Consider the following 23,261-nt stretch of genomic DNA (forward strand, 5'->3'; position numbering starts at 1 on the left):
CAAGAATGGCAACAACAGTAAGAAAGATTTTTGATCTTGCGGCCGCCATTCTGTTCACCAGCAAGGGCGGCGATACTGACTACGATCAGTATTCGCCGCTTTTGCTTGAGCGGCTGCTGACCGAGGCGCTGCCGTATGAGAACGCGATCCGCGCGGCGAGCGGGCGAGAAGAGCTGACGAGCGCGCCGGAGATCAATGCAATAGACGATACGGTTATAGACTGGGACGACCGCATTACGCGCGGCGCACTGCCGCACGGCCTCGCCTCAGCGCTTATGATAGACGAGGAGGACAAGCAGGCTCAGATGGTGCTCGAACGCAACTATTTTGTCGAAGCGCTTGAGGAAGCCGCGCCTGCGGTGCTCGGATATGTGGACGGTGAAGAAGAATGAAAACCATGACGGTTCCCGACTTTTCCACGCCGACCATCGGCAGGAAGAGTTACAAGCGGTTCCGAGGTGTGGACTACTCCACGGATGAGACGCAGATTGACGACGGCAGAAGTCCGCGTGCGGTGAACGTTATCGCGGACGAGGGCGGCGCGCCCGAACGTCGGTGGGGCTGGCGCACAGTTGTTGACCTCGGCAGCGACAAGCCGATTGCGGGTATTTTCCCGTATGAGGCCACGACTGAGGCAGGCCGCACGATGATCGTCCATGCAGGCGATACGCTGTATAAGGTACGGCTGAACGAGAGCACTTATCTGCCGATTCCGGACAGCCAGCAGACACTTTTGACCGGACTGAGGGGCGGCGGACGCTCGCAGGGCTTTTACCTCAACGGCAAGCTGTACATTTTAACCGGGTCGGAATATCTGGTATACGACGGCAAGGACGCGAAGCACGTCGGGGACGATACGGCGTACTGTCCGCTGACGAGCTATCAGCGCAAGCCGTCCGGCGGCGGTGAAGCCTACGAGAAGGTAAACATGATCTGCAAGTGGAGACGCAACCGCTTTGTCGGGGATGGGAGCAGCAAGACGTTTCAGCTGGATGTTACCGGCATTGACAAGGAGCAGACCATCACCGCGAAATACCATATCACGGGCGATACGCTCGAGGTGGCGAGCTTTGATGCGAAAAAGGGCACGGTGACACTAAAGACCGCGCCCAAGGCGCCGGAGAACGCGGGAACGAGCAACATCGAAATCCGGTTCGCCAAGACCACCGAGGACCGGAAGAAGATCCTCGGCTGCACCATCTTTGCGATTTACGGCATGGACGGCTCGGGCGACCGCGTATTCTTTTCCGGTAACGGCAAATATGCAAACACGGAGTGGTTCTCGGGACTGACAGACCCGACATATTTCCCCGACATTAACTATTCGGTGGTGGGTTCGAGCGATTTCCCGATCATGTGCTATCTGAAAGCGCAGGGCGAGCTGCTTATCATCAAGAAGGATAATCGCCAGGAAGGTACGATCTGGCACCACGCGGGCGTTGTGAGCAACGATGTTGCGGCGTTCCCACTCAAGGAGGGCGTGCCGGGTTACGGCGCGATTGCGCGGTACTCGGCGGCAAATCTGAATGACGATCCGTTATATCTGAGTCCACGCGGCGTTTATGCGCCGACGACAACTTACTACAACAACATGCAGGTGCGGCAGTTATTCTGCCGGTCGAGACGTGTCAATCCGAAGCTCACCAAGGAAAACGGCCTTGCGGATGCGGTGGCCGCCACCTGGCGCGGGTGGTATGTTCTTGTCGTGGACGGACGCGCTTATGTCGCGGACGGCAACCAGGACAAAAGCGACAACGGTTATGAGTGGTACTACTGGACCAATATTCCGGCGCGGGTGCTCCGCGCGGATCAGCAGACCATGTATTTCGGCACCGCAGACGGCAAGGTATGCAAGTTCAATGACGATATGCGGACAGAGGAAAACGAAATTCTCATGCGTGCGTACAACGATGACGGCAAACCGATTCACGCGGAGTGGGCGTCGAAGCTCGACAGCATGGGCAATATTGCAATGCTCAAGACCATGCCAAAGAGAGGCTCGGCGGTACACCTCAAGCGCTATGCACGCTCGAAAGTCGATCTGTATATTCGCACGGAACGCGACAGCGGCAGGCTGTACCGCGAGTTTTACGCGGACAGGCTTTCCTATGAGGATATCAACTTTGTGCGGTTCACGTTTGAGACGAGCGCGAACAGTGTGCGCCAGTTCCGCGTGAAGAAGAAAAAGTGGAAAATGATTCAGTTTATTTTCGTCTCGGATGCGCTCAACGAGGGTTTTGGTATTTATGAGATCCTGGTTAAGTATATCGAGGTGGGAGAGGAGAGAAGTGCGTGAGTATTAGAGATTACAAAATTACCGATGCGCAGATTGCGGAAAAGGGCGTTATTGCGTCCCTGGACACGCTGACCGGCACGGCAGACGAGAACAAACGCGTGTTTGACCGTTTGGTGCGGGAATGCGTGGCTCCGCAGTTCAACGAGATTGTGGAGACGTTTGCGGATATGGAGGAGTCCACGACCGAGTGGAGCGGCGAGGAGGCAAAACGCCAGCTGGCCGAGCAGGGCCGCGCCTCTGCCGAGAGTGCCCGCGTGAGCGCCGAGGACGACCGTGCGCAGGCCGAGAGTGCCCGCGTGAGCGCCGAGACCGCCCGTCAGCACGCCGAAAGCGCCCGCGACACGGCAGAGACCGCCCGCGCCAATGCGGAGAACAAGCGCGACACCGCGGAAAAGAGCCGCGTTTCTGCTGAGACCGGCAGAGTGAACGCCGAATCTGCCCGCGTGACGGTGGAGAGCCAGCGGGCGAACGCGGAGAGCAGCCGCGCACAGAATGAATCTGTGCGTATTTCTGCTGAGACCGGCAGAGCGGATGCTGAGGCAGACCGAGTGAGCGCCGAGGATACGCGCTTTGCCAATGAGACCGCGCGGAAAAACGCCGAGACAGACCGCGCCTCTGCGGAGACTGCGCGCGAAAGCGGCGAAGCGGCGCGAAAATCTGCGGAGAAGGCACGCGAGAGCGCGGAACAGCAGAGAGCGAGCAGCGAAAGCACCCGTCAGACCGCAGAACAGAGCCGCGCGGGTGCAGAGACGGCAAGAGCAAAGGCCGAAAAGGCACGCGCGGACGCGGAGACCGCAAGAGTATCGGCAGAACAGGCAAGAGCCACGGCAGAAAGCAAGCGAGCTGCTGCGGAAACTGTTCGTCAGAACGCAGAGACTGGCAGAACCGACGCGGAGACAAAGCGTGTGAGCGCCGAAACCGCAAGGGCCACGGCAGAGGGCAAGAGAGCGGATGCGGAGACCGCGAGAGCAACAGCCGAGACAAAGCGCGTGAGTGCCGAAACCGCGAGAGCCAATGTGGAAAGCACCCGTCAGACGAACGAGACCGCCCGTGTGAGTGCGGAAAAGAGCCGCGCCGCTGCGGAAACCGTCCGTCAGACCGCTGAGAAAGCACGCAACGTGTGGGAGGAGTACAACGCTGGCAAGGCGTATGTACTCGGAAACAAGGTCAGCTTTAACGGCTCGTCTTATTTATGCACGGCTGCAACGACCGGACATGCGCCGACCGATACCGCGTACTGGCTGCTGATCGCCAAGAAGGGTGAGGACGGCAAGGGTGCGGGCGATATGCTGGCAAGCGTTTATGACCCAAAGGGCAAGGCGCAGGATGTGTTCCAGTATGCGGATGCAAAGGCGAGGGCGGCGCAGAGCGCGGCGGCAACGTATACCGACAACAAGATCAAAGCGATTCCTACACCGGATGTCAGCGGACAGATTGAGACGCACAATACAAGCGAGAACGCACACGCAGACAAGTTTGCGAAGTATCTGCCGCTTGCAGGCGGCAAGATGACGGGCGCGATCACGGGAGGAGACGAGGAAGGTTTTCTTCTCAAAACATGGGATAATACCCTCAACGGAAAACGGTATGTCAGAGGGTTTGGAAGATTCGATGCCAGTCCAGCAATGCAAGCGTTTCAGTTTGAAGAGGGGGGTATAAAAAACGGTTCTCAGTGTTCGGTTACCATTGACGGAATTTCGTTTGTTTCAATGGCAGGCGATACCAGAAATACTCTAGATATTACGCCTGCTGGAACTCGCATTCCCAAAGTTGCCGATCCCACCACCGATACTATGCCGACACCAAAGTCCTACGTTGATAAGCTCAAGACCAAGGCGCACAAGGTATCGCTGACGGTTGCAGGTTGGAACAGCTCGACAAAACAGCAGACCGTATCCGTTGGTGATGTGGTAGCCGATGAAACGGCACAGCTTATCCTGCCAATGCCTGCGGCGGCAAGCATGACGGCGTACAATGATGCGGGTATCCAGTGTACCGCGCAGGCGGCAGGCAAGCTGACGTTTACGGCGGATACCGTTCCGACGGCAAGCATTGACGTTTATGTGACGGTTACGCCGGTGGCGTTTTCGTGAGGTGAGAGTATGATTCATAATACTGCGAAGCGGACAAATAATCCTGAAAATATGTGGATTATTAACAGCACTCCAACAACTACGAATCTTGATGTGAGTATCAAATTCACATATGAGTACAATGGTGTAACCAAAGAATCCGACGAAATTTATCTTTATGCTGGTGGCAAGCTGGGACATAGCATAGCGTATCTAGGCTTTAACGACGCTGAAGATATCGTATATTCCGCTGGGGACTGTTTTCTTGTTTCCTTTACGGGCTGGTTATCTGATTCACTTCGTACAATCACATTCCTTGAGCCGCCTACCGGCGACCTGCTCAAATGGTTACAGGCAAACGCTGTGAAACAGTAAGGAGGATAATATGCACAACTTTAGCATACTAAAATCCGGGGGGGGGCAGCTCCTAACGCTGCTTCGTCGCATTGCACAAAAGGCGGTGCGGCATGATACTCAATCGGACTGCCGGAGGGCAGAAGAAGTACAAAATCACGGACAATTCAAATTCTGGTTTCCCGGAATCAGCGTATGCGGGAGAAATCGTATTCGCAACGGTGGATTCTTATTATGTAAAAGTAGTCGGGACAAGCAAACGCTATATCCCTGTCGATACAAAATCCTATATTTTAGCAGACAGCGATGTCTCTACTTATGCAGGATCGCAAGAACCTTATGGTTTCGTCATGCCTGCGGAGGATGTAACCATCTCGTAACGGAGGTGGGCGTATGATTCTTAATAGCAGAGTTGATAAAGCGAAAAAGGATGAAAACCCTAAATGGGTGAAAGTGAAGGTGAAGTAAGATGGCGGGAGAGCCTTTAGAGATTTTAAGCGGTTCTGTTTTGTGCAACTACAGGCTACAAGACGGTCTTATTATACTCGGTTCATATTATTATGGTGGGGAGAGACGAGTGTGTTTTGCTTGTTATAGTTCTGCTTTTTCTGGGTGGAGAGGCGCCTCCACTGGAAGTGGCACCGGCTTCCGGTCTTTAGAATTAAAAGATGGTACATTGCACTTTACGGTGGAAGTTCCGTTTGACGCAACGGAAGTAGATGTTTGTATTATTAAAACAGACAACTTCCCAACAACTTAAAAGGAGAAAACTATGTACGACAACATTTACATCAAAAACTACAACGAAGTGAAAAGCTACGCCGGTGATATCGGTGTGCCGAAGCTGATGAGTGCGGATAAGCAGCGGCAGGGGCTGTAAAACATACGCGCAAAGAGAAAGAAAACGCGCAAAGGAGAATAAAATGAATAATGTAAACGAGTTCAAAGCCGCTGTTGCGGCGGGCATTGCGGTGCTTACCACACTTTGGGGGTGGTTCGGCTGGCTGGTTGTGCTGTTTGTGGCAGCGATGGCGGCGGACTATCTGACCGGCACGGCGGCGGCAATGCAGAAAGGAAAATGGTCGAGTAAGGCGGCAAGGGACGGCATTTTTCACAAAGTCGGTTCCATCGTAGTGGTTGCAGTCGCAGGCGGCGCGGATTTGCTTATCGGTATGATTTGTGACCATCTGCCGGGCGTGACGCTTCCGTTTGAATATACGGTTCTGCTGTGCCCTCTGGTAGTAGTCTGGTACACGCTGACGGAACTCGGCTCTATCGTTGAGAACGCGGTTTCCCTCGGTGCGCCTGTCCCGGCGTGGCTGCAAAAGGCACTTTCCGCCGCAAAGGACGCAGTGGATAAGTTAGGGGAGGAGAACGATTGATGAACATTCCGTTTGTGCCGACTGATCCGAGCAACTACTACTCCGGCCGCGGCGGCAATTCGATCAAGTACATCGTCATGCACTATACCGCCAACGACGGCGATACCGACGAGGGCAACGCGCACTATTTTCAGGGCGCAGGCCGACGGGCAAGTGCACACTATTTTGTCGATGAGGACAGCGTTACGCAGTCCGTCCGCGACAACGATGCAGCATGGCATTGTGGCGGCGATCTCGAGAGCGCGCATCACCCGTTACGCGGCATTTGTATGAACCGTAATTCGTTGGGTGTGGAAATGTGCAGCGACATCGTAGGTGGCAAGTACACCATCACGCCGCAGACGGTAGACCGTGCCGTCGAGTTGGTCAAGTATCTTATGGCGAAGTACGGCATTGACGTAGATCACGTCGTGCGGCACTATGATGTCACCGGCAAGCTGTGCCCCGAGCCGTGGGTACGCGATGAAAGTCTGTGGCGTAAGTTCAAGGCACGGCTGACCGCGAAGGACACGCCGGTAAAGAAGGAGGAAGCCAAGATGACAGACAAGGAATTTGCCGCTTATATGGATCGCTATCTGGCGGCCAAGGCTAACCAGCAGCCGCATCCGTATGCGGCGGAGGCGTGGAAGGCGATGCAGGACGCAGGTATCACGGACGGCACAAAGCCGCAGTGCGCCCTGACCCGCGAACAGTTCGCTACCATGTGTCAGCGCATGGGGCTGATTGGGAAGGGCGTGAAGTAATGGGATTGGGTGCTTTTATTAAGGCTGCGGCCGGTGCTGCCAAGGCTGCCTCGGCGGCAGCTAAGGCCAGCGGCGGCTCGTCCTCGGGTAGCTCGTCGGGTTCTTCCGGTTCGAGCGGATCGCTGAGTGCGAGCGGCAAGAACGGCTCGTACGCTATCGGCTCGAACAAGGGAAAGAATTTTGTTTCGAGCGCGGCCGCCGGTTCGACCATGACAGGCAGTGATGGCTCGACGTGGAAGAAGAACAGCGACGGCACGACCACCATCAGCAAGGGCGGCCAGACGTTCACCTACGGCGGCACTTCCGGCACCGGCTCCGGCGGCTCGTCCTCCGGCAAGACTTCGGGCAGCGGCTCGTCCAGTGGCAGTTCGGGCGGCACTTATACGCCTGCGGGTACTTACAATGATGCGCTGATCCGGCAGAATGACGCACAGCAGGCGGCAGAAATTGACGCAATTAAGAAGCGGTATGAAGAAGCAAAAGCCATCGGCGATGTAGCAGGCATGAAGAAGGCCCACGCGGACGCCGAGGCAAAGCGTAAGGAATGGGGCTATTCCGGCGGTGCGGACGGCTCGGATTACATTGCAAGCGGCGGTATCGCCGGTGCGAATCTCGGCACGCTGATGAGTAATCAGTACAATCAGGGCTTTCAGGACTACGAGAAGAAGATGAACGATGCCGCACAGGCACAGCAGAGTGCTTTGCAGGCGAGTGTGGATTCGGCGGTCGCTAATCTGAACGCCCAGAAGTACACCATCGGCAAGAACACCGAGGCGAACAACGCTGCGGCTGAGAAGGCGTACATGACGGCGATCAATCCGAACGGCTCCATGGCTGAAAATCTGGCGGCACAGGGCCTGCTGACGACCGGCAACACCGAATCCAGTCAGATCTCGGCAGGCAACACCTATCAGAACGCGCTGAACAGCAACGCGACGACCGCTACCGAGGCCCTCGCTGAGATTGAGAGAGCGATTACGCAGGCGCGCTTAAACGGCGATATTCAGAAAGCCAACGCGCTGGCGGATCTCTACAAGGAGGTTGCGGGCAAGCAGCTGGACAACGTAAACAGCATTATCTCCGCTATGCAGTGGGGTCAGCAGTTCGGTCTTTCGCAGGGCGAGCAGACCGGCACGTACAACGGTGCCGATACGATCGCAATGCGTCAGCTGAAAATGCAGGAGCAGCAGCTAAAGGAGGACATCGAGAACGGCAAGGTTGACCGCCAGACAGCGCTCAAGCAGCTTGAATATATTCAGGCACAGATCGAGAATATGCAGGCGGATACGACCAGCAAGAATCTCTCGAACAAGTATTCACAGTGGCAGCTTAACCAGCTTTAACTACGCCAGAAGGCGGCGGATTTCCGCCGCCTTCTTTCTTTAGGAGGTTACTATGGGCAGTTTTTACGATGATTTTAAGAAAAAACAGAACAAGAGCCAAAACAAACCTACGCTGCTTAAGGTGCCGCAGGTTGCGCCGCAGAAGCCGGCACAGCAGGACAACAGCCGCCGTGCGACGGCGGCGCGCAGCGGAGAACAGCAGCGTGTACAGGCGCACCAGAATGCACAGCGGCCTGCAAGCACTTATCTGACCGGCGGCGTGACCAGAAGTCAGCCGTATGCGGCTTCTCAGCAGCGGAACACGGTTTTTCGGCAGCGTGGGAACACGCGGCAGAGCCTTTCCGGTACAGGCAGCCGGAGCACGCAGCAGAACAATGTGCGGCAGCCCGCAAGCACCTATCTGACCGGCGGCAGCGTGACCAGAAGTCAGCCGTATGCGGCAAGTCAGCAGAATCAGCTGTTTTCAGCGAGGATGGCCGCGGAGCAACGGCGTAATCCGCGGCAGAACGTATCCGCCGGAAATAAGAGCAGCGGCGACGGCAACCCGTCACTCGCGCAGTTCCTCAAAAACTCTATGGAGTGGCACAAGACCAGCGATCCGAACAGAAAGGCACAGCTGCACGCGCAGAACGACGCCTTGCGGCGCAAGCTGGGATACGAGTACAATCCGCAGACCGGCGCCTCTTTTGATAAGTTCGGGCACGAAATGACCGCCGGTGTGCGCATGGCCTACGGCAGCACGCCGACCGAACGGCTGAATCAGGCTACACAGCTGCTGCATACTTCCGGCGTGATGGGTAAGACAGACAAGGCAACTGTCTACCCGACTGCCATGCAGGCGGCGCAGGGACTGACGGAGGACTATTTCAGCGGCCAGACCGGCTACAACGCACACAAGACGATGCATGACCTTTTTAACCGCTCGGATGAGACGTGGAGCAGCGAGGACACGCAGAGCCGTGACAGGGCGCGCCAGGAGCTTACCGATGAGATGGGCCGCATTATGAAGCGGTACGGCCTTACCTATCAGCCGCGCGACAACGCGAACGATATCATGAACCGGCTGAAAGCCGCCGGTGCGGACGAGCAGACGCTTGCGTATGTGCAGGAAAACATTGACCTGCGGCACGCGGCGGACCGTCTCGGCAACAGCCTGGAGGCAGTCGGCAAGCGGTGGATCGCTTCGCTGCCGTCCCTCGTGGATACCTCGCGTCAGGTGAGTGCGAACGTGGAGGAGAGCCGCCAGAACGAGGAATACCGCCAGCTTGAGGAGCAGGAGCAGACGCTTGAACTCACCCTGCAGGGCATGAACAGCACGGCGGCAGACGGCTCGGTTCCGGCAGATTATCAGGCGATTTACGATCAACTGCAGGAGGTTAAAAAACGCAAGAACGAGCTGACCGTAAACAAGGGCGTAGACCCCAACAAATGGTCACAGCGCATGCTGCGCGAGGCAAACGAGGCACAGGCAAACGCCGAGGCCGGTTTAGCGCCTGCGCCGCGCTGGCTGACCGAACAGGGCATTTCCCTTGCGGGCAATGCGCCGGTGATGGCGGCAAGTGCGATTCCGGTCGTGGGTCCGGCGGTCGGCTCGATCATGATGGGCGGCCAGGCTGCAGGCCAGCGCTCGTTTGAACTGAATGAGCAGGGCAAGGGTGCGCGGGAGTCGCTGACGCGAGGGTTGACCTCGGGTGCGATTGAGGCGGCAACCGAAAGACTGCCGCTCGGTCAGATGAGCAAGATTTTGCACTCCGGCGGCGTGAATGCCGTAAAAAATATCCTCATCCAGATGGGTGAGGAGGCGACAGAGGAAAGCGAAAGCTATTTCATGAACTATGTTGCGGATCTGGCGGCAAACGATCCGGACGCAAAGTTTTCCCTTGCGGAGCTGACCCAGAGCGCCGCAGGCGGTGCGTTCGGCGGCTTAGTGTTTGGTACGGCGGGTGCGGTCACTTCTCGCGGTGTATATGGCAGTCCGACGGAAAATCAGCTCACCAATCGCCCTATGATGGACTATGAGCTACAAGCAGATACGCCTTATCTGCAGGTGGAGCAGTTTACCGAACCGCTGACGCAGACGATGGTTAAAATTGATGAGCAAATGCGCAAGGCCGAGACTCTGCCGGAAGGAACCATCAAACAGCAGTATACAGCTGCGCTGCAGGAGGACGCCCAGCGCGTAAGCAAGCAGCTGTCTATTCTGGAGAATAACCGTGCAGAGCTTATGCAGGCGAGGAATATCGCTGAAAGGTTTGGAGCAAAGTTTGAACTCGCAGACCTCGGCCCTGCGGGCGGCAAATATGAAAACGGTACGATCACGGTTAACCCGTATTCCTCGTCACCGGTACGACAGGTTCTGGTGCATGAATTAACGCACCATTTGGAGAACAGCGGCAGCTATAACGCATTGCAGGATATGGCGCTGCATCTGTTCACGCAGGAGCAGGGCGTTTCTGCGGATGTACTGCGCGATAATATCACTCGAATGTACGCAAAACAGGGTGTTACGCTTGATACACAAGCGGCAAACCGTGAACTGACGGCGGCGTTCTGCGAAAAGCGGCTGTTTCAGGATGACGCCAGCATTCAGCGCCTGGCACAGACCGATGTATCGCTTTTCCAGCGGATTCGCCAGTGGATCGCAGATACAGTAATTCGCCTGCGCGGAACAAAAGAGCAGCAGCAACTCCTGGAGCTGCAGAGACGCTATGAAAAGGCCGCGCGTACGGTCGGCGCGGTGCAGGACAGAGGGGCACAGTACACGTTCGGCCGTGAGTACGATAACGAAACGCTTGCGAAAGCCGTTCAGATGGAGCAGGAAGGCGCAGACAAGGACACTATCTGGAATACGCTCGGCGTTATTCGAGACACAAAGGGAAACTGGATCAATGAGATTGACGACAGCCGCATGAACTATGATGAGTTCGGCCTGCATCAGCTGAGAAAAGACCCGGATTTCCGACGGCTTGAAGAACTGGAAGATAAGGCGAATGCGACTGCGGAAAACTTCGGGTTCTCTCCGGAAGAATATGCGGAGTGGGAAAAGCTGACCGACAAATACGGCGATGCCGAATGGGACGATAAGTATCTGCTGCGCGATTATTTGAAGCACGACGAACTGTTTAAGCGTTATCCGTCTTTACAGGGCGTAAGCCTTGTATTTGAACCTATGAAGGTCGGAGAATTTGGATATTTCCAGGGACGCGATAACTCGATTCACCTGAATGAAGATTTTAAGAGCGTTCCTGAAAGTACGCTGCTCCACGAGATTCAGCATTTTGTCCAGAATAAAGATTACAGACCCGGAGGCGCAACGCCGGAATACTGGCGCTTGATGAATGAAAGCGCAGACGAGTGGCTTGACCGAAATCTGCTGCAAGACCGCAAGCAGAAAATCATTGAGCGCATGAACACGATCGAACAGCAGGTCGGTTACAGCGATTTTTATGACAGCCTGCTTGACCGCGAGGAAGCCGGTGAGCTGACAAGCGAGCAGGTTGACGCGTTGGATCGTGAGTTTGTTGCGCGCTATCCTGAGCTGGAAGCGCTGAGAAACGAGCTTTACAACGATGTTTACATGAAATTAAAGGAGCTCGGCAAGGGCAAACGTGATCCGAACGAACTGTACCGCAATACGGCGGGCGAGATCGAAGCACGCGAAAGCGAAAGCCGCTGGAACATGACCACTGAGGAGCGCAGACAGAAAACGCCCGACCTCGGCTGGGATCGGGCGGTGTTCGCGGAGGATGCAGGTACCACCGCGGAAATCAAATATCCTGTTTATACCCCGGAGGCTATCCATGAAAATCAGCGAAAACTGCGTGATATGCAGCCGGTGACAAAACTGACAGGAAACGAGTTTGCCAAGGGCGATACAGACCTGATGACACAGGTTTTGAACTATTTCGATTCGCTCGGCAATTCTGTGTATTCGGAACAGTTTGGCGATGTTGCATTGACCAAGAGCAGCTGGCGTTCGGAACGCCGACATGGTATGACAGCGTTGAAAGCAAATACGTTTGCGGCTGTTCCCGATGTCATCCGCAACGGCGTAGTAATTGATTATATGCAGAAGCATGACGGCGCAGTGGATCGCATCGTTGCGGCGGCACCAATCCAAATCGACACAGATGCAGACTATTATGTTGGCGTTATGCTGCAAAGAGACCAACAGAGTCAGCGCCTTTATTTACACGATGTTGTTGCATTAAAAAAACAAGGTCAGAAGAACAAAACACAAACGTGGCACCAGAATTCTGATGTATCACGAAGTTCTTCTAACCTTGATATATCCAGTATACTCCGAAATGCACTGGATGGCAATACTTCTGTACAGAATACTTTCGGTTTCACGCCGGAGCAGATCGCAAAGGGAACGGTTCCGCTGACTGACGCGATGCAGTACGGCAAGACGCCGGAACAGGCGGTGATGGAGGCAAAAGCGAAGGCTGAGGGCGAGAGGGTACGGCAGGCAAGAGAGGAACAGGCGGCGGCAGAACAGCAGGAACGCATTGATCGCATCACCAACGGCAAGAACCGCGACATTATGCAGCGTGTATACGAGGCACAGGAGCGCGCAGAACGCGTGGCAAGCCGCCATGCGCTGGAACGCGCAACGACCCGCGCGACAACTGCGGACGCGGACAGCTACATTGACCATACGCAAGAGGATATTGCAATCGACCTTGTGAACAGCCTGGAAAGTGAACGCCGCTTTTTAACCAACTTGCGCAATGGCTGGCATTTGAGCGATGCCGAACTGGTAAATGCGGAACGCATGGCGGCGGGACGCGGCCCTGTAACCGAGATGGACAGCCACCGCTACGAACTGGTAGAGACCTACGCCCGCGCTATGCGGCAGTACAACGAGGATATGCAGCCGTATTACGCATTTCAGCGCGGCCTTGATGACGCACGCCTGAGACGCGCAACCGAACTTATCAAGGATTCGGACAATTGGAAGGATTCACGCGGTAACCTCGGTTTGCAGATCCGCACGCCGGAACGTGTGCTGCGCAAGGTTATGGGCGACACAGCCGAAACAGAGGCTATTTATCAGGCATATTTCGCGCCAATCTTCAAGCATGACGCGGAGGCTATCCGCTGGGAGAATACCCAGCGTGAGAGACTGAAAGGCATTATGGAGGGTCTGTCGCACGAGGATAGCGTGTATATGCACATGAAGAACCGCGCGGAACTCTCTCCGAAAAACGAAGCTATGCAGAAGCAGCTTGCAGATTATGTGAAGAAGAACAAGAGCAAAATCCATTTCAAGCAGGCAGAGAGCGCCATGCAGAAGCTGTATGAAATGACAAGCGAAATGCATCCGCAGGTCAGCGAGGCCGGTGTGCGCAACGGCTATGCGCCGCTGGAATTCCGACAGAAATACATCCCGAGCCTTACACCGACCAAGGAAGGCAAGTGGTACAACCGCATTCTGCGTAAGGTGGGCGTGGAAACCATGGTGGACGAGCTGCCGACCGAGATCGCGGGACGAACCGAAGACCGCAGACCGGGCAGACAGTACGCCGGATTCTACAACCAGCGCGAGGGCATCAACACCGAGTTTGACGCATTTAAGGCGATGGACAACTATATCAGCGGCGCGAGCAACGCTATTTTCCACACGGATGATATTCAGAACCTGCGTGTACTGGAGGACGCTATTCGCAGCAAATACAGCGATGAAGGCAGCCGTGCGGAACTTGAAGCCATCCGCAAAGACCCGGATATCAATATTGAGGACAAGGAACAGAAGATCAGCAAGATTTGGGAACGCAACTCCGGCACGCTGCCGAGCTTCCCGAGCTGGATCGCGGAGTACACCAACATTCTGGCGGGCAAGAAATCCCGCACAGACCGCAGCGCGGAACAAATGTTCGGACGCGGCCTGTACCGAGCCATGAGCGATGTTGAGGGCAAGGTTGCGGCAAACATGGTAGGCGGCAACCTCTCGACCGCGATCTCTAACTTTATTCCTCTGGCTCAGGGTTCCGGTGAGGTGCGTTATTCGAGCATGATGCGCGCAATGCTGGATTACGGCGCAGACCTCGCCAAAAAAAATCCGGCATTCCATGAGGATTCGGACTTCCTGACCAATCGCCGGGGCAGCGAACGTGTTATCAAGACGAAACTGCAGAAAGCCTCGGATGCGGCCGGGTGGACGATGAACGCAATCGACAATCTATCCAGCGAGGTGATGGTGCGCGCACGCTATCTGGACAATGTGGAAAAGCGGCATATGAGCACCGAGGCGGCGCTGCAGGAGGCTGACCGCTGGGCGGCGGGACTGATCGGCGACCGCGCAAGAGGTGCAAAGCCGGTTATCATGGAGTCCAAGTCGCCGCTCATCAAGGCGTTCACCATGTTCCAGCTGGAGGTTATGAACCAGTATGACCACCTGTTCGGCGATATTCCGCACAACCTGCGGACGCAGGGCAGGAGCAAGGCGCAGATCGCGGCAGGCACAGCGGCGGCGCTGCTGCAGGTATTCGTTATGTCCCACCTGTTCAACGATGCGCGCGAAAAGCTGACCGGTTCGCGCGGTGCGTTCGACCCAATCGAGATGGTGAACGACTTTGTAGGCCGCCTGACCGGCTACGCACTGCCGAACGTCTTTGACCTGCTGGGCGAAATGATGGGAGACGGTATTGACGAGGATGATTTCCGTGCGGAAAAGTCGGAAACGGCATGGGACAATGTAACAGCAACCGCACAGGATATTGCATCTAATATTCCGTTTGTTTCCGGTCCGCTCGGATCGTTGGCAGGTGCAGGCAACTCTCGTCTGCCGATTCAGTCGGTTATTCCGAGTATCGCCAATATTGCGACTGCGCAAGGCGAGGATGCACGCAGCATGGCAATGATTAAGGAGCTGAGCAAGCCGCTTTACGGCTTCCTGCTGCCGTTCGGCGGCCTGCAGGCGAAGAAAACCGTAGAGGGCGCGGCAACTATGTTTGCGGGCGGCAGCTACTCGTATGACAAGAAGGGCGAGAAAATCCTGCAGTTCCCGACCTACGGACAGAAACCGGCAGACTGGGCACAGGCGCTGTTGTTCGGCAAGAGTTCCAGCGATGAGGCCCGCGCATGGCGCGAGAGCGGCTATGAAACCCTGAACGCGGAGGAGACCAAGGTATTTGACACGCTTTCCAAGAGCGCAGACAACGATCCGGAAGCGCGCAAAAACATTTACGATGCGATCATGGCGCTGCATGACGTGCAGTCCGACACGAACGAGAACGGTCAGCTGCTCGACAACGAAGGCGAGAAAAAGCGCCGCATGCTGTTTGAGAACGACAAGCTGACGCAGAGCCAGAAAACCGCCATCGACCGCGAGATCATCGTTAATACAGTGGGCGGCTCGGCTGCGGATTACTCAGACCGGACTTCGTTCGAGATCAGCACCGAGGTACGCAAGAAGATGCAGGGCGCAGCTCACAAGGCGGCAGACGCCGGCCTTGCAGTAAGCACGTTTGCCAAGTACGACAATACGCTGAAGGAATTGACCGAGGGCACGGACGAAAACGGCGAGAAGCTGCACACGGCGGACGAGGCACGCGGGATGGTACTGGATGCGATTCAGCAGGACAGCAGCCTGACGGACGGCGAGAAGCAGACCCTTGCGGATTACCTGCTCGTTTCCTCCATGAGCGAAAAGGCGCGTGAGACGTGGAACGATGAGGTTAAGGGCAAGGTAAATGCAAGCGATTATGTGCGGTTTAAGTCGGATGTAGCGGCGTATGAAGCGGAATTCAAGGGCACTGGCGCGGATCATGCCGCAAATGTGGCTAATATTCTGAACAGCTACACGAACCTGACGGATGAACAGAAATCCGTACTCATGAACACTTACAACGACACGGCAAAGAATGATGTATTCCACGTTTCGGAGTATGAGAAGTCGCTGACGGACAACAGCTATTACAAATCGCTGAACGACAGCGAAAAGAGCAAGCTGCGGGCATACTGCAACGAGTATGAGCAGGCAATCAGCGCGGGCAAGGAGCTTTCCGGCTGGAAGGCCAAGGCTTATATGGCGAAGGAGGCCGGTATCCAGCCGGGCACCTATGCACTGTTCCAGACGGCGCTTTCGCTTATCAATTCGGATGGCGGCAACGCTAAGAACGAGGAAATCACGCAGGCCGTTAAGCTGGTGCCCGGTCTGACGGATAGCCAGAAGGCTTACTTGTGGCAGGCGGCATATGGCAAGGAATCGACCAAGAGCAATCCGTGGGGCGGTGCGACCGTGACGAAGTATCAGAAGGGCGAGAACAAAGTGGTAAATCCCGTTGAGGGCGGTACGATTCCGGATGGCGGCGGGTTTGGCTGGCGCACTGCGCCGACTACAGGTGCATCGAACAATCACAAAGCAATTGATATTGCCGCACCGCAGGGAACACCGGTAAAGGCAGCTATGAGCGGCAAAATCGTTGGAATGAATAAATACGGCTACGGCAAAGACGAGTATGAGGGATACGGCGTATCGGTTACGGTTGACTGCGGAAACGGTATTACTATGGCATATCACCACATGGTTGACGGCAGCAATGCCAACCTGAACATCGGTGACGAAGTAAAGGCCGGTCAGCAGATCGGTCAGGTTGGTTCGACCGGTATCTCGACCGGCCCGCATCTGGATTTCCAGGTGGTCAAGGACGGCAAGTATGTTGACCCGAGAAATTATATTCCCGGTTATGGCGAGGGCACTTCTGAGACGATCTCGGCGGCACAGGCGGCTGTGGCGGCAAGTTCCGGCAAGAAGAGCGGAAAGAGTCATAAGAGCGGCGGCTCGGGGAAGTCGGGAGGAAGCTCCGGCGGACTTAAACAGCTCAAGGGGCTTAGCGGTTTGAAAGGATTGGGATTCTGATAAGGAAATGCGAAAGCGCCGTCGATTGACGGCGCTTTTTTTGTCGTTTCGTAAACCTATAACATTTTATGCTTTGACAGCAGCAGTTGCAGCTGGTTTCCGGCGCAACCACACGCGCGTCCAGCATGATCGGATCAACGACCTCGACGACCGCAGTCGGCTTGTTGCTGTCAGGCCGCAGCTGCACATCGCGGCCGTCCTCGATATACTGCGAGGAAAAGATGCGCGCGCCGCCTTCACCGCCGAACAGTACAACGCGTTTGTCAAATACCGCCAGACCGTCCACGATACGCGGACGACCGATTACGCAGCTGATTTCACATTCAATGCGGTAGAAAAAGCGGATATCAACGCTGTAGAAACCTCGATTAAACTGAATCCGTTCAACATCAATAGAAACGCAGAGCAGTTCTGCTTCACGCGGCTTCACAGATGCAATGCCGCCGGCATTGATCAGCTCCTGCGCATCGCGGGTGAGATACACGCGAATGTCACGCAGGCACTCCTTACTGCGGCAGGAGTCATAAACCTTTTTGGTGTGGACGCAGACCGCTTCGCGGAAGCCGCCTGCACTGTTGCCGTTATTGCCGCCGATAGGACCCGGGCAGCAAACTTTTTCAGCCATGTATATTACCTCCAAACAAAAATTGAAGCAACTTCAGTATCAATCTATTCGGAGATTTTCCGGGGTGTTACATTAAGAAGTCCCTCTGTACCTTCAATACAGGGGGACTTCCGTCAAAGAGGGATGGGGGCTGCTTTATACGTCCATCCAGACGCCTCCGGCCTTATGGCTGCGCACACAGGCATCGACAAAGCGAACGCCGAGCACGCCGTCCTCCACAGTCGGAAAGGTGTCGGTCGTGTTCTTACGACCTGCCTTGAGATCAGAGAGCACATTACAGAACGAACGGTAAATATTCGAGAACGCCTCGATAAAGCCTTCATTATGGCCTGCACCGACGCGGGAAAGCCGCGTGCTGGCATCGAGCAGATAGTCTGCACCGGCGGACAGCCGCTGACTCGGCTGGCTGCGCGGCGTGTAGATCAGGTGGTCGCAGTCGGTCGCGGTCCATTCGAGCGAGCCTTCGGTGCCGATGACATAGATGCCGCTGTCACACTCGTGTCCAATCGCAATCTGGGATGCCCAGAGCGTACCGGTTACGCCGCCCCCAAAATCCATCAGCACATTTACATTGGTATCGAGCGGCAGATCACGCGGATAGGTATCCATCATCGCCAGCACGCGCTTGACGTGCAGACCGGTAAACTGCGTTACCATCTGCTCTGCATGTGTGCCGAGATCGTTTGCACACAGCGAGGAACCGACCTTTTTCGGCTGAAAACGCCATGCCGAGGTGTCCACCTTGCCGTCAACTGCGCCGGAAATGACCCAGTCCTCCGGATGCTGCACGCGGACGTGCAGAATATCACCGATTACACCTGCGCGAATCATCTCACGCGCCTGACGGATGAGCGCATAGCCGGTGTACGAATACGTTATGCCGAACAGCAGACCGCGCTCCTCTGCAATGCGGGCAAGTTCCTCGGCTTCCTCAGTGCGGAGCGCAAGCGGCTTGTCGCATATAACGTGGATGTCATGCTCAAGAAAGCACTTTGCAATCTCGTAATGCGTATCGTTTGCCGTCATGATGGAGACAAAATCAATACCGTCTTCACGCGCGGACTCCTTGTCTGCCATTTCGTGAAAATTCGCATACACGCGGCTGGTGTCAGGCAGGTGATACGCCTCAGCGGTCGCGCGGTTCTTATCCATGCTGCGGGAGAAGCAGCCGCAGACCAGCTCGGCGGAATTGTCCAGCATAGCGCCCCAGCGGTGGAATTTGCCGATGTACGAACCAAGCCCGCCACCAATCATACCAAATTTCAGCATAAATAATTACTCCTTACATTTTACATATCAAAGTTTACGGCCTCTACATTTCTCGAGGTCTGTGATGCGATGCTTGAGGTGCTCCTGACCGATAAAGCCGCCCGCACCGATGATTACCTGCCGAAATCGTTTTCTTCTCCATGATCTGTGCCTCCTTTTGTTCTTCGTGGCTCACTTTATGCCTCTATTATAGAACAAAATTGCATAAAGTTACGTCAGGAAATTAACCTGTTCTATGCAGAAATTAACATCAGAAGTTTATGGAGCGGAATTTGCTCGGCGTCATTTTTCACGGCTGCGGAATACGCGGGAAAAGTGGCTTGCACTGTTGAAGCCAATCTGTTCGATGGAGAGCGCCGAACCGGTCAGCAAAACCTTTGCGTGACGCAGACGCTGCTCCTGCAGATAATCATGCGGACGGAATCCGATGTACCGGGCAAAGCAGCGAATGAGATGCGTGACACTGAAATGGTGCAAATTGGCAAATATTTCGAGCGTGACCTCTTCCCGAAAGTGCTCGGCGATATACTCGACCGCCGGACGAATTACCTCGGGAATATCCGGCTTGGTGTCCGGCGCGGCAAGACAGCACAGCACGGATTGGATGCCGACCGAAATGCGGTGCTCATTGTACACCTGCTTGTCTCCGTAGTAGAAAATCTGCTCAAAATACGGGAGAATCTCATGATTCCCATCAAAGCAGATGCCGGTGCTGCCGGTCAGCAGCCGGACGTAAGCCGCGCTTTCGCCGCCGGAAAAGTGAAACCAGAGGAGCTCGGTCGACCCGGTGACGTAATACCGGTGGGGAAGGCGGCGGTCCATGGTAGCGTCCGTACTGGATAAGGTACTACAGATGCTCCCGCGCAAACGGAGACGGAATGGTAAAGTCCACACGCGACGAGAGCAGCAGGCCTTTGTCGGGTGGTTTCACAGGCATCACATCCGTGAGAGCATACAAAAATTGTAATGCGGATTTGCTCAAAGAGCAAGAGCGTATCCGGCAGATTGTCTGAAATGCACATGGAAAACGCAAACAGGGGAATTAACCCATCAAGTCCTCATCGGTGACGAAAAACTCGTTGTCGAGTTCCGCGCATCGGCGGTCAAGCTCCGAGGTCGTGCCGAGCGTGCGGCGCACGGCGTCGTACTCGGCTTTCGCGCGGTGGTTCACCTTGCCGGTGCGCGTTGCGCGGATGAGCAGGTTTTTCGGGGTATCGAGCGGCGAAATATACTCAACGACAGACACCTTGTAGCCTTCGGCTTCCAGTTTGAGCGCACGCATGCTGTCGGTCAGCACATCGTTGAAGCGCGCCTTGAATACGCCGAATTTGGTCAGCGGCTCGAGGCCGGGCATGGTGTACTGATCGAGCAGCTCCTTGTGGCAGCACGGCACGCACGCGATGTATTTCGCCTTGGCGCGGATTGCCGTACCGAGCGCGAGGTCGGTCGCAATGTCGCACGCGTGCAGCGAAATCACAGCGGTAACGTTTTTCGGCGGCTGGTACGTCCGCAGATCCGCACAGATGAATGTCATGTTGTGGTAGCCAAGACGCTTCGCCATCGCACGGCTCTCGTCAATAACGTGCTCCTTGATATCCACGCCGATAACGCGGCAGCGACGATGCAGCACCTCGTGGATATAGTAATTCATGACAAAGCTGAGATAGGATTTGCCGCAGGCGCAGTCCAGCAGCACAATTTCGTCGCTGTCATCCTGCTCGAACATGGGCGCAACCAGTTCGACGTAGTGGTCGATCTGATTGTACTTGCGGATCATGTCGTTTTTCAGCTTGCCGTCTGCGGTCAGGATGCCGATCTCGCGCAGCAGCGCCGCCGCCTGATCGACGCGGATGAGGTACTGCCGGCCGCTGTCGAGCAGCGGATTGGCGGCAGCCGCCTTTTCCTCGGCGGTCGCTTCGCGCTCGGTCTGCTTCATCTGTACGCCGCGTGCCGTCACGGACAGCGTAACGACCGTGCTGCGCTCGGTATAGGTGAGCACGCTCTCGTCGTATTTCTCAGCCTGCTCGGCAAAGAAGGCGCAGAATTCAGCCGCGTCTACGCGGCGGTCGCTGCCCTGAAAATGCAGCGTGTAGTCCTCGTCCGCGCGGGACAGCTTTGCGTCAAATTTCTTTTTGCCGGAAACCAGAGTGCAGTCTGCCTGCACAAAAAAATCGCGGTTTTTGGTCAGCCGTGCTGAAATGCCTGTCAGCAGCAGCTTGAGCTTCGCGGAATCTCCCTTTTGCATGAATGTCACAACCTTTATTGTAATGTTTTTTGTTTTAGTATAGCACAACGGAAAGCATTTCCGCAATTCCAAAGTATAATTTGTGGAAACGAGTGAGATAATATTACCGAAATCACAAAAGGAGGTCATTCTCTATGAGTAACGATCGCTGCAACAAGTCTATCCACTGCACGGTGGAGCAGTGCGCAAACCATTGTCCGACCGCTTCTTACTGTGCGCTGGACAGCATTACCGTTGGCACGCACGAGGCTAATCCAACGATGGATCAGTGCACCGACTGTAAGTCCTTCCAGCGAAAGTGCTGCTGATTTCCCCTCGCAATGCAGAAAAAGGAGCCGGATTTGTCCGACTCCTTTTTCGAGTGTACCTATTAAAAATAAAGCGTTGGAATGCGCTGTGCTTTGACCTCGGAATCCGGCAGCACATATTGATTGAGCCACGCCGCAAAGGCTTCCGCGCCGTCGAAGCAAAGTGCCTTTGTGCCGTCCGGTGCAGTGACCCAGTAATCATGCTCGGTCGATGACTGCAGCCATTTGTCAAATTCAACCTGATAGACTCGCGCGTTTTCGGCGACAAACGCCGGAACAGACAGCAGGCACTGACCGTTCTGTCCCAAATCCAGAAAAATAAACGAAGTGTTCTGCGACTGATTATTCATTCTCCATCCTCCATCTTCAATTCTCCGTTTTAAGCTCCGGCATCACCACATGCCGCATGGTAAAGTAGCACGCCAGACCGCCGATGCAGTTGGACACCGGCTCTGCTGCAAATACGCCGCTCACGCCGAGATTCCAGCAGTACGGCAGCAGCAAAGTCAGGGGCACAACAATGAACGCCTTGCGCAAAAGAGAGAAGAACACCGCGTATTTCGCCCGGCCCAGCGCGCGGAACGTACTCTGACCGGCATACTGGAACGCCATCATCACAAAGCCGAAAAAGTAAATGTGCAGCGCCGGAACAGCCGCCGCGACCAGTTCCGCGTCCTGATTGAAAATGCGGATGAACAGGGCAGGGAAAAGAGAGACCAGCATCCAGACAAGCATGGTGTACCCGATAGCGATCTGCGTCATAAACCGGATAGCGTCTCGGGTGCGCTTGTACAGACCGGCGCCGTAGTTGTAGCTGATGGCGGTAGATGCACCATCCGCGATGGCGAGCACCGGCGTCTGTGCAATCTGGCGCACGGAGTTAAGTACGGTCATGACGCTGATGTACAGGTCTCCGCCGAAACCGCGCAGCATGGAATTGCACGCTACCTGCACGAGCATATCCGTAAACGACATGACGAAGCTGGCGATGCCGAGCACGGTAATGCGCTGGATACAGTGCCAGTCCGGACGGAAACCGCGGAAATCCAGCTTTAGCTCGGCTTTTTTGCCGGTTAAAAACTTGACAACCCATGCAGCAGACAGAAACTGCGACAGTACGGTTGCGATAGCAGCGCCGCGCACGCCGAGGTGCAGTGCGAAAATGAAAATCGGGTCGAGCACGATGTTGGCTGCCGCGCCGAGCGCCACGGTGAGCATGCCGGTTCGGGCAAAGCCCTGACAGTTGATGTACGGATTGAGACCGAGCGACAGCATGACGCACAGCGTACCGATCAAGTAAATCACGATGTACGAGGACGCATACGGGTACGTTACCTCACTGGCGCCGAACAGGTACAGCAGCGGGCGATGGAACGCGATGCCGAGCACGGTCAGCACGGCACCGCTCAGCAGCAGCATAAAGCCGGCGTTGACCATGATGCCTTGTGCGCCTTCACGGTTGCCTTTGCCGCGCGCCATCGCGCAGAGCGGAGCACCGCCCAGTCCGAACAAATTGGCAAACGCGGTAATGAGCGTCACAAAAGGGAAGCACAAGCCGATACTCGCCAGTGCAAGCGTGCCCTCGCCAGGGATCTTGCCGATATAAATACGGTCTACAATATTATACAGCAGATTGAGCAGCTGCGCGATCAGCATCGGTGTGGCCACCGCAAGTATCCTGCGGCGGATGCTGCCCTGAGAAAAGTCGATTTGCTGCAAACGAATACAGTCCTTTCAAAATCAGAAAAAGCAGGGAGA

General features: G+C 55.5%; 17 protein-coding genes. 11 read left to right on the forward strand and 6 right to left on the reverse strand.

Going from position 1 to position 23,261, the window contains the following annotated elements; genetic code table 11:
• Positions 1 to 5: 5 nt before the first annotated feature.
• From DW088_RS01350 to DW088_RS01390, 10 genes are all read left to right on the forward strand, one after another.
• Positions 6 to 392 (forward strand): hypothetical protein, encoded by a 387-nt coding sequence (locus DW088_RS01350; RefSeq protein WP_118358915.1) that lies wholly within the window; start codon positions 6 to 8, stop codon positions 390 to 392.
• Positions 389 to 2,296 carry a hypothetical protein gene (locus DW088_RS01355; RefSeq protein ID WP_147356526.1) on the forward strand — a complete coding sequence of 636 codons (1,908 nt, stop codon included), beginning with the start codon at positions 389 to 391 and terminating at the stop codon, positions 2,294 to 2,296. Before DW088_RS01350 ends, DW088_RS01355 begins: the two co-directional genes overlap by 4 nt.
• Entirely contained in the window at positions 2,293 to 4,389 is a 2,097-nt protein-coding gene (locus DW088_RS01360; protein WP_118358919.1) for a hypothetical protein, read from the forward strand. The genes DW088_RS01355 and DW088_RS01360 overlap by 4 nt, the downstream gene beginning before the upstream one ends.
• 9 nt (positions 4,390 to 4,398) lie before the next feature.
• Positions 4,399 to 4,743, forward strand: coding sequence for a hypothetical protein (locus tag DW088_RS01365; protein WP_118358921.1), 345 nt, complete (start codon positions 4,399 to 4,401; stop codon positions 4,741 to 4,743).
• 92 nt (positions 4,744 to 4,835) lie between these two features.
• Positions 4,836 to 5,102 carry a hypothetical protein gene (locus DW088_RS01370; RefSeq protein ID WP_118358923.1) on the forward strand — a complete coding sequence of 89 codons (267 nt, stop codon included), beginning with the start codon at positions 4,836 to 4,838 and terminating at the stop codon, positions 5,100 to 5,102.
• Positions 5,103 to 5,191: 89 nt separating this feature from the next.
• Positions 5,192 to 5,482: a hypothetical protein gene (locus DW088_RS16115; RefSeq protein WP_207663029.1), complete on the forward strand. Its 291-nt coding sequence runs from the start codon at positions 5,192 to 5,194 to the stop codon at positions 5,480 to 5,482.
• Positions 5,483 to 5,645: 163 nt separating this feature from the next.
• Entirely contained in the window at positions 5,646 to 6,104 is a 459-nt protein-coding gene (locus DW088_RS01375) for a phage holin family protein (protein WP_118358925.1), read from the forward strand.
• Positions 6,104 to 6,847 (forward strand): peptidoglycan recognition protein family protein, encoded by a 744-nt coding sequence (locus DW088_RS01380; RefSeq protein WP_118358927.1) that lies wholly within the window; start codon positions 6,104 to 6,106, stop codon positions 6,845 to 6,847. Before DW088_RS01375 ends, DW088_RS01380 begins: the two co-directional genes overlap by 1 nt.
• Complete coding sequence (locus DW088_RS01385; RefSeq protein ID WP_118358929.1) at positions 6,847 to 8,190, forward strand: hypothetical protein; 1,344 nt, start codon at positions 6,847 to 6,849, stop codon at positions 8,188 to 8,190. Before DW088_RS01380 ends, DW088_RS01385 begins: the two co-directional genes overlap by 1 nt.
• 52 nt (positions 8,191 to 8,242) lie before the next feature.
• Positions 8,243 to 17,056: a peptidoglycan DD-metalloendopeptidase family protein gene (locus DW088_RS01390; RefSeq protein WP_118358931.1), complete on the forward strand. Its 8,814-nt coding sequence runs from the start codon at positions 8,243 to 8,245 to the stop codon at positions 17,054 to 17,056.
• On the opposite strand, the gene DW088_RS01395 is transcribed toward DW088_RS01390, so the two are convergent.
• The 4 genes from DW088_RS01395 to DW088_RS01410 all read right to left on the reverse strand — a co-directional run bounded on the left by DW088_RS01395 (position 17,028) and on the right by DW088_RS01410 (position 21,195).
• Entirely contained in the window at positions 17,028 to 17,681 is a 654-nt protein-coding gene (locus DW088_RS01395; RefSeq protein WP_118358933.1) for a hypothetical protein, read from the reverse strand. The genes DW088_RS01390 and DW088_RS01395 overlap by 29 nt on opposite strands.
• 135 nt (positions 17,682 to 17,816) lie before the next feature.
• Complete coding sequence (locus tag DW088_RS01400; protein WP_118358935.1) at positions 17,817 to 18,950, reverse strand: Gfo/Idh/MocA family protein; 1,134 nt, start codon at positions 18,948 to 18,950, stop codon at positions 17,817 to 17,819.
• A gap of 282 nt (positions 18,951 to 19,232) precedes the next feature.
• Positions 19,233 to 19,772: a helix-turn-helix domain-containing protein gene (locus DW088_RS01405; protein ID WP_118358937.1), complete on the reverse strand. Its 540-nt coding sequence runs from the start codon at positions 19,770 to 19,772 to the stop codon at positions 19,233 to 19,235.
• A 220-nt stretch (positions 19,773 to 19,992) separates the two neighbouring features.
• Entirely contained in the window at positions 19,993 to 21,195 is a 1,203-nt protein-coding gene (locus tag DW088_RS01410) for a class I SAM-dependent methyltransferase (protein ID WP_158574576.1), read from the reverse strand.
• A 134-nt stretch (positions 21,196 to 21,329) separates the two neighbouring features.
• Between DW088_RS01410 and DW088_RS01415 the strand changes: the two genes are divergently transcribed.
• A complete protein-coding gene (locus tag DW088_RS01415; protein ID WP_110436834.1) occupies positions 21,330 to 21,503 on the forward strand; it encodes a DUF1540 domain-containing protein in 174 nt (57 codons plus the stop codon).
• Positions 21,504 to 21,565: 62 nt separating this feature from the next.
• Here DW088_RS01415 and DW088_RS01420 read toward each other — a convergent pair whose 3' ends face one another.
• On the reverse strand, positions 21,566 to 21,853 hold the full coding sequence (locus tag DW088_RS01420; RefSeq protein WP_118358941.1) for a hypothetical protein: 288 nt from the start codon (positions 21,851 to 21,853) through the stop codon (positions 21,566 to 21,568).
• 16 nt (positions 21,854 to 21,869) lie between these two features.
• Positions 21,870 to 23,222 (reverse strand): MATE family efflux transporter, encoded by a 1,353-nt coding sequence (locus tag DW088_RS01425; RefSeq protein WP_330428041.1) that lies wholly within the window; start codon positions 23,220 to 23,222, stop codon positions 21,870 to 21,872.
• Positions 23,223 to 23,261 lie beyond the last annotated feature (39 nt).

It is taken from the genome of Butyricicoccus sp. AM05-1 (assembly GCF_003474415.1).
GTDB classification, from domain to species: domain Bacteria; phylum Bacillota; class Clostridia; order Oscillospirales; family Butyricicoccaceae; genus Agathobaculum; species Agathobaculum butyriciproducens.